The 15004-nt window shown below is 68.5% G+C and carries 11 protein-coding genes; 7 read left to right on the top strand and 4 right to left on the bottom strand.

All coding sequences use genetic code 11. From position 1 onward, the window contains the following. Positions 1-31 precede the first annotated feature (31 nt). Together J0F76_RS12825 and J0F76_RS12820 are read left to right on the top strand one after the other, a co-directional pair. Entirely contained in the window at positions 32-970 is a 939-nt protein-coding gene (locus J0F76_RS12825; protein WP_207470008.1) for a LysR family transcriptional regulator, read from the top strand. Between the two features lie 29 nt (positions 971-999). Continuing rightward, positions 1000-1182: a hypothetical protein gene (locus J0F76_RS12820; RefSeq protein ID WP_207470006.1), complete on the top strand. Its 183-nt coding sequence runs from the start codon at positions 1000-1002 to the stop codon at positions 1180-1182. Positions 1183-1184: 2 nt separating this feature from the next. On the opposite strand, the gene J0F76_RS12815 is transcribed toward J0F76_RS12820, so the two are convergent. Continuing rightward, positions 1185-2786, bottom strand: coding sequence for an alpha-glucosidase (locus tag J0F76_RS12815; RefSeq protein WP_207470004.1), 1602 nt, complete (start codon positions 2784-2786; stop codon positions 1185-1187). Between the two features lie 120 nt (positions 2787-2906). Between J0F76_RS12815 and glgB the strand changes: the two genes are divergently transcribed. From glgB to J0F76_RS12790, 5 genes are all read left to right on the top strand, one after another. Continuing rightward, positions 2907-5099 (top strand): 1,4-alpha-glucan branching protein GlgB, encoded by a 2193-nt coding sequence (gene glgB, locus J0F76_RS12810; RefSeq protein ID WP_207470002.1) that lies wholly within the window; start codon positions 2907-2909, stop codon positions 5097-5099. After that, positions 5099-6355: a glucose-1-phosphate adenylyltransferase gene (gene glgC, locus J0F76_RS12805; protein WP_374299581.1), complete on the top strand. Its 1257-nt coding sequence runs from the start codon at positions 5099-5101 to the stop codon at positions 6353-6355. The genes glgB and glgC overlap by 1 nt, the downstream gene beginning before the upstream one ends. After that, positions 6352-7779, top strand: a complete 1428-nt coding sequence (gene glgA / locus J0F76_RS12800; RefSeq protein ID WP_207469998.1) for a glycogen synthase GlgA — start codon at positions 6352-6354, stop codon at positions 7777-7779. The genes glgC and glgA overlap by 4 nt, the downstream gene beginning before the upstream one ends. Continuing rightward, a complete protein-coding gene (glgX, locus tag J0F76_RS12795; protein ID WP_207469996.1) occupies positions 7776-9860 on the top strand; it encodes a glycogen debranching protein GlgX in 2085 nt (694 codons plus the stop codon). Before glgA ends, glgX begins: the two co-directional genes overlap by 4 nt. 161 nt (positions 9861-10021) lie before the next feature. Continuing rightward, on the top strand, positions 10022-12406 hold the full coding sequence (locus tag J0F76_RS12790; protein ID WP_207469994.1) for a glycogen/starch/alpha-glucan phosphorylase: 2385 nt from the start codon (positions 10022-10024) through the stop codon (positions 12404-12406). A gap of 8 nt (positions 12407-12414) precedes the next feature. On the opposite strand, the gene J0F76_RS12785 is transcribed toward J0F76_RS12790, so the two are convergent. The 3 genes from J0F76_RS12785 to J0F76_RS12775 all read right to left on the bottom strand — a co-directional run. Then, entirely contained in the window at positions 12415-13149 is a 735-nt protein-coding gene (locus J0F76_RS12785) for an ABC transporter permease (protein ID WP_207469992.1), read from the bottom strand. Further along, complete coding sequence (locus J0F76_RS12780) at positions 13146-14066, bottom strand: ABC transporter ATP-binding protein (RefSeq protein WP_207469990.1); 921 nt, start codon at positions 14064-14066, stop codon at positions 13146-13148. Before J0F76_RS12780 ends, J0F76_RS12785 begins: the two co-directional genes overlap by 4 nt. Then, positions 14063-15004, bottom strand: a 942-nt coding sequence (locus J0F76_RS12775) for an ABC transporter permease (protein WP_423227372.1), incomplete at its 5' end; no start/stop codon positions are given. The genes J0F76_RS12780 and J0F76_RS12775, both read right to left, overlap by 4 nt.

The raw sequence follows: 15004 nt of genomic DNA, 5'->3' as shown, positions 1-15004 counted from the left end.
CGAACGGCCCCGTCCCGGCTATGGTGCCCGGATGGATTGGTCGATCAGCGACATTCGGACGTTTCTGGCGGTGCTGGATGCGGGCAGCATATCGGCTGCCGCGGCGCGGGCCGATCTGTCGAAATCCGTGGTCAGCAAGCGGATCAGCGATTTCGAAGCGGCGCTTGGCGTCGCGCTGTTTGTCCGCCACGCGGGCCGGATCGCGCCCACCGACGCGGCGCTGACCCTGGCCGAGCGGCTGCGCCCGGCCCTGGCCGAACTGGTCGCGGCGACCGAGAGCGTGGGCGGTCATGCCGATCTTCGCGGGCGTCTGGCGATTGCCGCGCCCATGAGCTTTGGCATCCGCCACCTGGGCCCCGTGATCGCCGGTTTCGCCCGCGCCCATCCGGCGCTGGAGATCGTGCTGGATTACGACGACCAGCTGGCCGACTTGGGCCGGGCGGGCTTTGACGTGGGCCTGCGCATCGGCGAGTTGAAGGACAGCAGCCTGATGGCCCGAAGGGTATGCGAGGACCCGCGCGTCCTGGTCGCCAGTCCGGACTACCTGGCCATGCACGGCGCCGTCGAGGTGCCCGGCGACCTTGGCCGGCACAGCGCCATCGGTTACCTGAATGCCCGGATGGGCGATCTGTGGCCCTTTGGCGGCGACGTCGCGCCGCCTCCGCTGGGAAGGATCACGGCCAACAACGGCGACGCGATCCGTGACATGGCGATCGGCGGGCTGGGCCTGGCGCTGTTGCCGATGTTCATCGTTCATGACGCCCTGCGCGACGGGCGGCTGGTGCGGCTGTTGCCCGACCTGCCCCAGCGGCCCTTGCCGGTCAGCGTGGTCTGGCCGCCGGTCCGGCCGATGCCGCGCAAGACCCGCGCCTTCATCGACCATGTGGCAGGCGCCTTTGCCGGGGCGCCGCCATGGCTGGCGGGGCTGGAAAAGGCCGGGGGCCAGCCCCCGGACCCCCGGGATATTTAGACCAAGGCAAAATGCAGGAGTTCCGACAGATGCTGGTTGATCCGAATGCGCCCTTCTTCCGGCACCTGTGGGTGCGCATCCTTTGCGTGGTCGTGCCGCTGGCCTGGGCGGGGGTCGAGCTTTACACCGGCAGCCCCTTCTGGGCGTTGCTTTCGGGGGCGGCCGGTCTTTACCTGGTGTTCGAGCTTTTCGTCAGGCGCAGGCCCGGCTGACCTCAGGCCAACAGATCGACCGCGCGGTCCAGCCAGGCAAAGCCGTTCGGCGGCAGGGCCAGCGTCCTGCCCGTCAGCGTGGCCCGTGACGGACCGGCCAGAACGGCGTCGTCCGAAAGGGTCAGGCTTGCCGGTGTCGGGGACAGGTTGAAGACGCAGGTCAGCGCCTCGCCCCCGATGCCGCGATGAAAGGCCAGGATCGGCTCGGGCAGGTCCAGGAACGAGGTGTGGCCTGCCCGCAGCGGCACCTGCGACTTGCGAAAGGCGATGGTCGCGCGATAGGCCGACAGGACGCTGTCGTTGTCGGCCTCCTGCCCTGCCACGGCCCGCGCCGCCTGGGGTTCCTTGACCGGCAGCCAGGGTTTGGCCGTGCTGAAGCCCGCGTTCTCGCCCATGTCCCAGATCATCGGCGTGCGGCAGCCATCGCGGCCCTTGACCTCGGGCCAGAAGCGCAGGGCAGGGGGGTCGGTCAGTTCCTCGTAGGACAGTTCGGTCTCGGTCTGGCCCAGTTCCTCGCCCTGGTAGAGGCAGATGGTGCCGGGGAAGGACAGAAGCATCGCCGCCGCCTGCCGGGCGAGGGCCTCGGTGGATTCTGCATGGGGCAGCCAGCGGGTGACATGGCGGAAAACGTCGTGGTTGGAAAAGGACCAGCAGGCGTGGCTGTCGGGCGCGCCCTGGTGGACGCCTTCGACCGTGTGGCGGAAATGGCGGGCGGTGAACTGGTGGCTCAGCATCTCGAAGCTGTAGCACATGTGCAGAAGGTGATCGCCCGCGGTGTATTCGGCCATGATGCGGATCGAGGTCTCGCCCCGGTCGCCGACCTCGCCCACCATCATGCGGGCGTCGTATTCGTCCGTCAGGCTGCGCATCCTCTTCAGGAAGGCGATGTTTTCCGGCCGGTTCTTGGAATAGACGTGGCGCTGGTAGTTGTAGGTGTCCGGGCCGGGATGGGCGGAATCGGGCGGGTTGTCGCGCAGCCGGGCGTCGTGGAAATAGTAGTTCACCGTATCCAGCCGGAACCCGTCCACGCCCCGGTCCAGCCAGAAGCGCATGGTGTCCAGCAGCGCGTCCTGCACCTCGCGGTTCCAAAGGTTCAGGTCGGGCTGCTCGATCAGGAAGTTGTGCAGGTAATACTGGCGGCGCCGGGGCTCCCACTCCCACGCCGGGCCGCCGAAGACCGAAGGCCAGTTGTTGGGCGGCGTGCCGTCCGGGTTCGGGTCGGCCCAGACATACCAGTCGGCCTTGTCGTTGTCGCGGGACTGGCGGCTTTCCGCGAACCACGGGTGGCGGTCGCTGGAATGGCTGAGGACCTGGTCGATGATGACCTTGAGGCCCAGTTCATGGGCGCGGGCGACAAGCGCGTCGAAGTCGGCAAGCGTGCCGAACAGCGGGTCGATGTCGGTGTAGTCGCTGACGTCATAGCCCATGTCCTTCATGGGCGAGGTGAAGATGGGCGACAGCCAGATCGCGTCCACGCCAAGCCGTGCCACATGGTCCAGCCGCCGGGTGATGCCGGGCAGGTCGCCGATGCCGTCGCCGTTGCTGTCCTGAAAGCTGCGGGGGTAGATCTGGTAGATCACGGCGTCGCGCCACCATTCGGTCATTCGGTTCTCCTGTCGGCTTGGCTTCGGGGACGATTGAACACGACCAACGGCGCAACAGAAAGGCGTTTTCGGCGTTAGGTGACGGATTGCCCTGATGCGCAAGGCGGTTAGAGTGGTTTCATGGGACAGGTGCCTGACGTGTCACGGCTGACGAACGACGACATCGCCGCCCTGTCCGGCGGGCGCTGCGACCGGCCCTTCGACATCCTGGGACCGCATGACGGCTGGCTGACCGTCCATCACCCCGACCTTGCCGCGATCAGCGCCGTCACCGACAAGGGCGAGGTCGCCCTGGAACGCGTCGCGGGCGACCTGTTCCAGGGGCGCGTCAGCGGGACGTATCGGCTGAAGGGGCGGTCGGGCGGCGGGGCCGAATGGGTTTTCGACGATCCTTACCGCTTTGGCCCGGTGTTGGGCGACATCGACCTGCACCTGCTGGGCGAGGGCACGCATCGGCGCCTGTGGCAGGCGCTTGGCGCGCATGTGATGACCCACGAGGGCGTAGCGGGCACGCATTTCGCCGTCTGGGCGCCCAATGCGCGGCGGGTGTCGGTGGTGGGGCCGTTCAACGCCTGGGACGGGCGGCGCCATCCCATGCGGCGCATCGGCGGCAGCGGCGTGTGGGAGATCTTCCTGCCGGGCGTGGCCGAAGGGGCGCTCTACAAGTACGAGATCCTGGATGCCGATGGCGGGCTTCTGATGAAGGCCGACCCGGTGGGGTTCGGCAGCCAGCATCCGCCGGAAAAGGCCAGCGTGGTGCGTGACATCGCGGGCTATGGCTGGAAGGACGCGGACTGGATGGCGGGCCGGGCTGCCGCGCAGGACCGCCGCTCGCCCGTCAGCATCTACGAGGTGCATCTGGGATCGTGGCGCCGGCGGCTGGACCAGGGCGGGCGGCCCTTGTCCTACAAGGAACTGGCGCGCGACCTGGTGGACTATGCGGTGGACATGGGCTTCACGCATCTGGAACTGCTGCCGGTCAGCGAGTTTCCGTTCGACGGGTCGTGGGGCTACCAGCCGGTGGGGATGTATGCGCCCACCATCCGCTTCGGCCCCCCGCACGAGTTCCGCGACCTGGTCGAGGCCGCGCACCAGGCGGGCCTGGGCGTGCTGCTGGACTGGGTGCCCGGACATTTCCCGACCGACGCGCACGGGCTGGCGCGCTTCGACGGCACCGCGCTTTACGAGCATGCCGACCCGCGCGAGGGGTTCCACCAGGACTGGAACACGCTGATCTACAACTATGGCCGGACCGAGGTCCGCAACTACCTGATCGCCAACGCGCTCTACTGGCTGGAGGAATACCATATCGACGGGCTGCGCGTGGATGCGGTGGCGTCCATGCTGTATCGCGACTATTCCCGGCAGGACGGCCAGTGGATTCCCAACAGGCATGGCGGGCGCGAGAACCTGGAGGCCATCGACTTCCTGCGCGACATGAACGTCGCCGCCCATGCGGAAAGCCCCGGCATCATGACCGTGGCCGAGGAAAGCACGTCCTTTCCACAGGTGTCCGCGCCGGTCGATGCGGGCGGGCTGGGCTTCGGCTTCAAGTGGAACATGGGCTGGATGAACGACACGCTGCGCTACATGAGCCGCGATCCGGTCCATCGGCGCTATCACCACGACCTGATGACCTTCGGGCTGATGTACGCGTTTTCGGAAAACTTCATCCTGCCGATCAGCCACGACGAGGTCGTGCACGGCAAGGGGTCGATGCTGCGCAAGATGCCGGGCGACGAATGGCAGCAGTTCGCGAACCTGCGCGCGTATTACGGCTTCATGTGGGGCCATCCGGGCAAGAAGCTGCTGTTCATGGGCTGCGAGTTCGCGCAGCCGGAGGAATGGAACCACAATGGCGAGTTGAACTGGTCTGCCGCGGCCCAGCCGATGCATCAGGGCGTTCAGGCGCTGGTGCGCGACCTGAACCGGCTTTACCGCGACACGCCCGCGCTTCACCGCAAGGATGCCGAGCCCGAGGGCTTCCAGTGGATCGCGACCGATCCCGCGCAATCGACATTCGCCTGGATCCGCCGGGGCGAGGCCGGGGATGCGCCGGTGGTCGTCGCCTGCAACTTCACGCCCGTCCCGCGCCCCGGTTTCCGCATCGGCGTGCCGCAGGCAGGGGACTGGCGCGAGGCGATCAACACCGACGCCGCGATCTACGGGGGAAGCGGCATGGGCAACCTTGGCGTGGTGAGGGCCGGGGAAACGCCGCGGGATGGGCAGCCCGCCTCTATGGCGGTGACGCTGCCGCCCTTGTCGGTGGTGATCCTTGTGGGCGGCACAGGTGATAAAGGGGAGGATGTTTGATGGCCGAGATAAGATTGACGCGCCGCGCGATGGCCTTTGTTCTGGCCGGGGGACGCGGCAGCCGATTGAAGGAACTGACCGACCGCCGGGTGAAACCGGCGGTCTATTTCGGTGGCAAGACCCGAATCATCGACTTCGCGCTGTCGAACGCGATGAACTCGGGCATCCGCAAGATCGCGGTCGCCACGCAGTACAAGGCCCACAGCCTGATCCGGCACGTGCAGCGCGGCTGGAACTTCTTCCGGGCGGAACGCAACGAGTTCATGGACATCCTGCCCGCAAGCCAGCGCATGTCCGAGGACCACTGGTATCGCGGCACGGCGGATGCGGTGACGCAGAACATCGACATCGTGGACAGCTATGACGTCGATTACATCGTGATCCTGGCGGGCGACCACATCTACAAGATGGATTACGAGATCATGCTGCGCGAGCATTGCGAAAGCCGCGCGGACGTGACGATCGGCTGCCTGACCGTGCCCCGGATGGACGCCACGGCCTTCGGCGTCATGGCGGTGGACGAGACCGGGCGCATCACCTCGTTCCTGGAAAAGCCCGCCGATCCGCCGGGGATGCCCGATGACCCGGACAGCGCCCTGGCCTCCATGGGGATCTATGTCTTCAGCTGGCCCTTCCTGCGCGATCTTCTGATCCGGGACGCCGAGGACCCGAATTCCAGCCACGACTTCGGCCACGACCTGATCCCCGCCATCGTCAGGAACGGCAAGGCCATGGCACACCGCTTCGACACGTCCTGCGTGCGCGATCCCGGCGCGCCCGCCTATTGGAAGGACGTGGGCACGGTGGACGCCTTCTGGCAGGCCAATATCGACCTGACGGATTTCACACCGGAACTGAACCTGTGGGACCGCGAATGGCCGATCTGGACCTATTCCGAGGCCACGCCGCCCGCCAAGTTCATCCATGACGAAAAGGGGCGGCGGGGACTGGCGGTGTCCTCGATGGTGTCGGGGGGCTGCATCATCTCGGGGACGGAAATCCGCAACTCGCTGCTGTTCACGCAGGTCCACACCAACAGCTATGCCTCGCTGGATCATGTCGTTGTTCTGCCCTATGTCACGGTGCAGCGCCATGCCCACCTGACCCGCGCGGTGATCGACCGCGGCGTCGTCGTCCCCGAGGGGCTGGTGGTGGGCGAGGACCCGCAGGAAGACGCCAAGTGGTTCCGTGTCAGCGAAGGAGGCATCACCTTGATTACCCAGGACATGCTGGACCGGCGGGCGGCAAGCCTTTGACGCGGGTTCTGTCGATCGCCTCGGAATGCGCGCCGCTGGTCAAGACGGGCGGGCTGGCGGATGTGGCGGGCGCCTTGCCCGCCGCCCTCTGGGCCCAGGGGGTGCAGATGCGGACGCTGCTGCCCGGCTATCCCGCCGTGATCGCCGCCCTGCACGACTGGGCCGAGGTGGCAGCCTTCGACGACCTGTTCGGCGCGCCCGCGCGGCTTCTGACCGGCTGGGCGGCGGGGCTGGACCTGCTGGTGATCGACGCGCCGCACCTGTTCGCCCGGCCGGGCAACCCTTACCTGGGCCCGGACGGGCATGATTGGCCGGACAATCCCGAACGCTTTGCCGCGCTGTCCTGGGTCGGTGCCTGGGTCGGCGTCCATGGCGCCGGGGGCTGGCATCCGCAGGTGCTGCACGGCCATGACTGGCAGGCGGGCTTCGTGACCGAATACCTGCCCCAGATGGGCGGCGGGCCCGCGACGGTGCTGACCATCCACAACATCGCCTTCACCGGGGCGACCGATCCCGGCCGGATGCAGTCGCTGCGCCTCGACCCCTGGCGCTTCCACGTCGACGGCTATGAATTCTACGGCGGCATCTCGGCGCTGAAGGCCGGGCTGATGGGGGCGGACGCGCTGACCACCGTGTCGCCCACCTATGCCGCCGAGCTGATGACCCCCGAATACGGCATGGGCCTGGACGGGGTGATGCGATACCGGCGCGAGGCGCTGACCGGCATCCTGAACGGCATCGACACGGACGCCTGGAACCCCGCCGCCGATCCGGCGATCCGCCCTTATGACAGCCTTGCGGGCAAGGCCGCGAACAAGGCCGCCCTGCGGGCCGAGATGGGCCTGCCCGACGCGGACGGTCCGCTTTGCGTGATCGTGTCCCGGATGAGCCACCAGAAGGGCCTGGATCTGGTGCTGGAGGCCCTGCCCGCCCTGCTGGACCATGGCGGGCAGCTTGCCGTGCTGGGATCGGGCGACCCGGCGCTGGAACACGCCTTCCGCACCCTGGGCGAGCATAACACCCAGGTCGCCGCCCGCATCGGCTATGACGAGGCGCTGTCGCACCGGATGATCGCCGGGGGCGACGCGATCCTGGTCCCTTCGCGGTTCGAGCCCTGCGGGCTGACGCAGATGTACGGGCTGCGCTACGGCACGGTGCCGGTGGTGGGCCTGACCGGCGGACTGGCCGACACGGTCATCAACGCCTCGCCCGCGGCGCTGGCGCGCGACGTGGCGACGGGGGTGCAGTTCTCGCCCGTGACGGCCGAGGCGCTGCGGAACGCGCTGACCCGGCTGTGCCAGCTTTACCGCGACCGGCACACCTGGTCCCGGCTGGTGGCGAACGCGATGGCGCAGCCGGTGGGCTGGGACCAGTCGGCCCGCGCCTATGCCGCGCTTTACGCAAGGCTGGCGGCCGGCCGATGAGGCACGCGGTCACGGCGGGCCATCCCTTCCCGCTTGGCGCCTCGCTTGACGGGGACGGGGTCAACTTCGCCCTCTTCTCGCAACATGCCGAGCGGGTGGATCTGTGCCTGTTCGACGGCAACGACCGCGAGACGCGCATTCCCCTGCCGGAACGCGAAGGCCACATCTGGCACGGCCATGTCGCCGGGCTGGCGCCGGGGCAGCGTTACGGCTATCGCGTCCACGGGCCTTACCGCCCCCGGGACGGGCACCGCTTCAACCCGAACAAGCTGCTGATCGACCCCTACGCCCGGCGCCTGACCGGCAGCCCGCGCCCCCATGACGCGCTGCTGGGATACCGCGCCGGGCATCCCGACGCCGACCTGTCCTTCGACCGCCGCGACAGTGCGCCCCACATGCCGCGCTGCGTGGTCGTCGATCCCGCCTTCGACTGGGGCGACGACCGCCCCCCGCGCCGCCCCCTGGCCGAGACCGTCATCTACGAGGCGCATGTGAGGGGGCTGACCATGCTGCACCCCGCCGTGCGCCGTCCGGGCACCTATCTCGCCCTAGCCTCGGACCCGATCCTGGACCACCTGAACGGCCTTGGCGTCACGGCGGTCGAACTGCTGCCGGTCCATGCCTTTGCCGACAACCGCTTCCTGACCGACCGGGGGCTGACGAACTACTGGGGCTACATGTCCTATGGCTTCTTCGCGCCGGAACCCCGCTACATGCAGGGGGACGACATCGCCGAGTTCCAGAAGATGGTCGCGCGGTTCCACCGGGCCGGGATCGAGGTGATCCTGGACGTCGTCTACAACCACACCGCCGAGGGGGACGAGCTTGGCCCGACCCTGTCCTTCCGCGGCCTGGACAACGCCGCCTATTACCGGCTGAAGGACGACCGGCGGCTTTATGTCGACGACGCGGGGACCGGGAATGTCCTGGACCTCGACAACCCCTTCGCGCTGCGGCTGGTGATGGACAGCCTGCGCTACTGGGTCGAGGCGATGCATGTGGACGGCTTCCGCTTCGACCTGTGTTCGGCCCTGGGCCGCTCGCGCGGGGTCTTCGACCGCGACGGGCCGTTCTTCCGCGCCGTGCGGCAGGACCCGGTGCTGAACCGCGTCAAGCTGATCGCCGAGCCCTGGGACCTGGCCGAGGGCGGCTATCGGCTGGGCGCCTATCCCGCGCCCTTCTGCGAATGGAACGACCGCTTCCGCGACGGGGTGCGGGCCTTCTGGCGGGGCGACGCCGGGATGGTCGGCAAGCTTGCCAAGCGCATCGCCGGATCGGCGGCGAGCTTCGACCATGACGGGCGGGCGGCCACCGCCTCGGTCAACTTCATCGCCGCCCATGACGGCTTCACCCTGATGGACACCGTCAGCTATGCCGCCAAGCACAACGAGGCCAATGGCGAGGAAAACCGCGACGGTCACGACCACAACCTGTCCGACAACATGGGCGTGGAGGGCCCGACCGACGATCCCGCCATCCTGGCCCGCCGCGACCGTCGCCGCCGCAACCTGATGGCCACCCTGCTGCTGAGCCAGGGCACGCCGATGATCCTGGGCGGGGACGAGCTTGGCAACTCGCAGGGGGGCAACAACAACGCCTATTGCCAGGACAATCCGATCGGCTGGGTGGACTGGAACGGGGCCGATCCGGGCTTTCTGGATTTCTGCCGCCGCCTGATCGCCTTCCGCAAGGCCCACCCGATCCTGCGCCAGCGCCGTTTCCTGCACAGCCGCCCCCGCGAACAGGACGGGCTGCCCGACCTGTTCTGGCGCCGCGCCGACGGGGCGCCCATGACGCCCGCCGACTGGTCCGACCCCGGCCTGCGGCTGCTGGCGGCGGAACTGCGCATGGCGTCCGGCACGCCCGCCTATGCGGCGCTGCCGGGGGCGGTCTTTCTGGTCTTCAACAACGGTCCCGGCACGACCGTGCGCCTGCCCGAGCCTACCCAAGGCGGCCACTGGCGCCGGCAACTGGACAGCGCCCGCGACGACGGTCCCGACGAAAGGGCCGCCGGGTCGGAAAGGATCGCCGCCGAAAGCGTCGTCGCCTTCGTGTTGTGCGGCGTGGCATCCGGGGCCTGAACCGACCGCAATCCGGGCAGTCGCGGAAACGCGACGGCAGCGCGCGGCCCAGGGTCTTTTCAACCGCCCGGAAAGCTGGCAACAAAAGTTAAACCCTCGGACGGTAATCTGGCGGTCCGGCGGCGTCGTTGCGTCATTCCCTGCCCCCAAGAGGCCCGATCTTGATAAATCCTCCGACTGCCCTGGCGCTGCGCGACCAGATCCTGCACCACCTGACCCACAGCCAGGGGCGGGGGCCGGAATTCGCCACCACCTTCGACTGGCGGATGGCGGTCAGCTATACGGTCCGCGACCTGATGGCGGGAACCTGGATCAACGCCTTCCGGGCCGCGCGTGACCAGGGGGCCAAGCGGGTCTACTATCTGTCGATGGAGTTCCTGATCGGGCGCATCCTGGACGACGCGATCATCAACCTGCGGCTGGAAAAGCCCATGGACGAGGCGCTGCAGATGCTGGGCCTCGACAAGCAGGCGATCCTGGACAACGAACCCGACGCGGCCTTGGGCAATGGCGGCCTGGGGCGGCTGGCGGCCTGCTTCATGGAATCGCTGTCGTCCCTGCAATGCCCGGCCTTCGGCTTCGGCATCCGCTACGAACACGGGCTGTTCCGCCAGCGGTTCGAAGGCGGCCAGCAGGTCGAGACGCCCGAGGACTGGCTGAACCAGCCCCATCCCTGGGAATTCGTGAAGATCGACTACAGCTACACCGTCGGCTTCAAGGGGCACGTGGACACGGTGGATGGCCGCTCGGTCTGGCATCCGGCGGAAAGCGTGATCGCGCGGGCCTATGACACGCCGGTGATCGGCTGGGGTGGCAACTGGGCCAATACCCTGCGCCTGTGGGGGGCGCATCCGACGACGCTGCTGGATCTGGACCGCTTCAACGCGGGCGACCACACGGCCGCGGCGGAACCCGAGGCGCTGGCCCGCACCCTGTCGCGCGTCCTTTACCCCGACGACACCACGGACGCGGGCAAGGAGCTGCGGCTGAAGCAGGAATACTTCCTGACGGCGGCCTCCCTGCAGGACATCCTGCGGCGCTTCCTGCAGGAGCATGGCGATTTGAACCTGCTGCCCCAAAAGGTGGCGATCCAGCTGAACGACACCCATCCCGCGATTGCCGGGCCGGAACTGATCCGGCTGCTGATGGACGACCATGGCCTGCCCTTCGATCAGGCCCGCGACCTGGCGCGCGGCACGCTGAACTATACCAACCACACCCTGATGCCCGAGGCGCTGGAACGCTGGTCCACCTGGCTGATGGGCGGCGTGCTGCCGCGCCACATGCAGATCATCCAGATGATCGACGAGGATCACCGCGTCTCGACCGGCCGTCCCGCCAACGTGGGCATCGTCCAGCATGACCAGGTCCGCATGGGCGAGCTGGCCTTCATCATGTCCGGCAAGGTCAACGGCGTCTCGGCGCTGCACAGCGAACTGGTCAAGGACACGGTGTTCGCCGACCTGCACAAGCTGCACCCCGACCGGATCGTGAATCAGACCAACGGCGTGACGCCGCGCCGCTGGCTGCGCATGTCGAACCCCGGCCTGGCGCAGCTTCTGGACGACACCATCGGCGAGGGGTGGACGGCCGACCTGGAACAGCTGCGCCGTCTTGAACCCCATGCCGAGGACGCGGCCTTCCGCGAGGCCTTGGGCGGGGTCAAGCGCGCCAACAAGGTCTGGCTGTCCAACGGCGTCCTGGCGAACCTGGGCATCAAGGCCGACCCGGACGCGATCTTCGACATCCAGGTCAAGCGCATCCACGAATACAAGCGGCAGCTTCTGAACATCCTGGAAGCCATCGCCTTGTGGAAGCGCATCCATGACGATCCGAACGGCGACTGGACGCCGCGCGTCAAGATCTTCGGCGGCAAGGCAGCGCCCGCCTATTGGCTGGCGAAGTCGGTGATCCACCTGATCAACGACGTGGCGACGACGATCAACAGCGACCCGGTCACGTCGAAATACCTGCAGATCGCCTATCCGCCGAACTACAACGTCTCGATGGCCGAGGATCTGATTCCCGCGGCGGACCTGTCCGAACAGATCAGCACGGCGGGCAAGGAGGCCTCGGGCACCGGCAACATGAAGTTCACCATGAACGGCGCGCTGACCATCGGCACGCTGGACGGGGCGAACGTGGAAATCCGCGACCTGGTCGGGCCCGAGAACTTCTTCCTGTTCGGCATGACCACCGAGGAGGCAACCGTCGCGGCCGACACCCCCGGCCATGCCCGCCGCGCCATCGAGAAAAGCCAGGATCTGAAGGACGCGCTGCACCTGATCGCCGAGGGCCGCTTTGGCCGGGCCGAAAGCTATTATTCGCTGCTGGACCGGACCTGGAACGACGACCCCTTCCTGGTGGCCAGCGACTTCGACGACTACTTCGCCACGCAGCGGCGGGTGGATGCCGCCTATCGCGACAGCGCAAGCTGGGACCGGATGGCCTGCCTGAACATCGCGCGGTCGGGGTTCTTCTCGTCGGACCGGACGATTCGGGGATACATGGCCGATATCTGGCACGTGTTGCCCGTGGCCATCTAGGCGCGCGGTCAGGCCAGTCCCATCCGGCGGCCGGCCCGCCGTTCCAGCGCCCCGAAGCCGTGGTGGATCAGCACGGCCAGGATGCCGACCACCAGCCCGCCCTGCAGCACGAAGGCGGTGTTGGACGACAGCAGCCCGGCGATGATCACCTCGCCCAGGGTGCGGGCGGCGACCGTCGATCCGATGGTGGCCGTCCCCAGCGAGATCACGGCTGTCAGCCGCATTCCCGCCAGCAGAAGGGGCAGCGCCAGGGGCAGGTCGATCTGCCACAGCCGCTGGCGGGGCGTCAGGCCCATGCCGCGCGCGGCTTCGGCCACCTGGGGCGGCTGGCCGGTCAGCCCGGCAAGCGCGTTCTCGAACACCGGCAGCAGGCCGTACAGGAATAGCGCCACCAGCGTCGGGCCGGTGCCGAAACCCATCACCGGCACCGATAGGGCAAGGACCGCCACGGGCGGAAAGGTCTGGCCCACGGCGGTGACGGTGCGCGCCAGGGGCAGGAACTCGCGCCCCGCCTTGCGGGTGACAAGCACCGCCAGCACCAGCCCCACGATCGTCGAGGCCGCGACGGCGACCGCGACAATGGCAAGGTGCGACAGGGTCAGGGACAGAAGGCTGGTCTGCGTATAGATCGCCGGGGCATTGTTGCGGGTGAAAGGCTGGAACAGCGGCGCGAACGGGCCGGGCGCGACCAGGAAGGCCAGCAGGGCCAGCGCCGACAGGGCCAGCAGGGCGCGCCCGATCATCTCTGGCTGGCCTGCGCGCGCAGGGTGTCCAGCGTGACGATGCCGCCGCCTTCGACGGGCAGCGCGGCCCGGCCGCTCCACAGGCATTCGGCCAGGGCATCGCGCCCGCTGGCGTCGGGCGCGATGGCGGGGCCGGGTGCCTCGCCCGGTGTCGCCAGCGCGGCGACGGGGGTCAGCGACAGCAGGCGCAGCGCGCGGTCGGACGTGCCGATCAGGTCGCGCACGAAGGGCGTTGCCGGATCGGTCAGGATGGTCGCGGGCGTGTCGTCCTGCAGCAGCCTGCCCTTGTCCATGACGGCGATGCGGTCGCCCAGGGCGACGGCCTCGGCCATGTCATGGGTCACAAGGATCAGGGTCGTGCCCAGGCGGCGCTGGATCTCCTTGAGGTCGGCCTGCGCCTTGGCCCGGATCAGCGGGTCCAGCGCGCCAAAGGGTTCGTCCATCAGCAGCAGGTCCGGCTTGGCGGCCAGGGCGCGGGCGACGCCCACGCGCTGCGCCTGCCCGCCGGACAACTGGTGGGGCATCCGGTCGCGGAAGACCGCCGGGTCCAGTTGGAACAGGTGCAGCAGTTCGTCCACCCGCGCGTCGATTTGGGCACGGGGCCAGCCCAGCAGGCGCGGCACGGTGGCGATGTTCTGCGCCACGGTGCGATGCGGAAACAGCCCGTGGCCCTGGATGGCATAGCCGATGCGGCGGCGCAGAAGGTGCGCGGGCAGGGTGGCCGTGTCCACGCCATCGATCAGGACGCGGCCCGCCGACGGCTCGACCAGGCGGTTGATCATGCGCAGAAGCGTGGTCTTGCCCGACCCCGAGGTGCCGACAAGCACCAGCAACTGCCCGCTGTCCACCGTCAGGCTGACATCGTCCACCACCGCCGTGCGGCCGTAAAGGCGCGTCAGGTTCCGGATCTCGATCATGCGGCCCCCTTGCGCGTGCCCCGGACCAGCAGGTCCAGCGCGATCCCCGCGACAAGCGCCAGCGCGATGGTGGGCAGCGCGCCCAGCAGGACCAGATCCATGGCCGTCTGGTTCAGCCCCTGGAAGACAAAGGTGCCGAAGCCGCCGCCGCCGATCAGCCCGGCGATCACGGCAAGGCCGATGTTCTGGACCAGCACGATCCGCACCGCCGCCAGCAGCACCGGCAGGGCCAGGGGCACCAGCACCTGGGCCAGGACCTGCGCCCGCGTCATGCCCAGGCCGATGGCGGCGTCCCGCGTGGCGGCGGGCACGCCCGCCAGCCCGGCCAGCGTGTTCGACACGACCGGCAGCAGCGAATACAGGAACAGCGCCACAAGCGCCGGAAAGGTGCCGATTCCCGAAACACCTGCCTGCGCCGCACCGGGAATGGTGGCCGCGACCCAGCCCAGAAGCGGGATCATGATCCCGAACAGGGCCAGCGAGGGGATGGTCTGCAGGATGTTCAGCACCCCCAGCACCGGCCCTCGCAGGCGCGATGCCTGAAAGATTGCGATGCCTAGCGGGATGCCTGCCAGAAGCGCCAGGCCCAGCGATCCGAAGGCCAGGGCCAGATGCGCCTGCGCTTCCCTCAGGAACAGGTCGCGGCGGGTGGCATATTCGCGCATGACGGACACCCCGTCGAGCGCGCCCGACGCCAGGATGCCCGCGATCAGAACCGCCGCCCCCGCCAGCAGCAGCCATCGCACCGCAAGGGAAGGCCGCAGCCGGGTCACGGCATCGGCCCCCATCAGTCCGAACGCCAGAAACAGCAGCCAGAAGCCCCCAGCAGGCGAGACACGGGCCAGCGTGTTCCCCTCGGGCGGCAGATGCGCCGCCGCCGCGCCCAGCGACAGCGCCGCCGCCGTCAGTCCCGCGGCGGCGGCCAGCAGGCGCGGAAG

This window comes from Paracoccus fontiphilus, from assembly GCF_017356265.1.
Taxonomy (GTDB): domain Bacteria; phylum Pseudomonadota; class Alphaproteobacteria; order Rhodobacterales; family Rhodobacteraceae; genus Paracoccus; species Paracoccus fontiphilus.
This window is presented reverse-complemented; position numbering and strand designations above follow the sequence as displayed.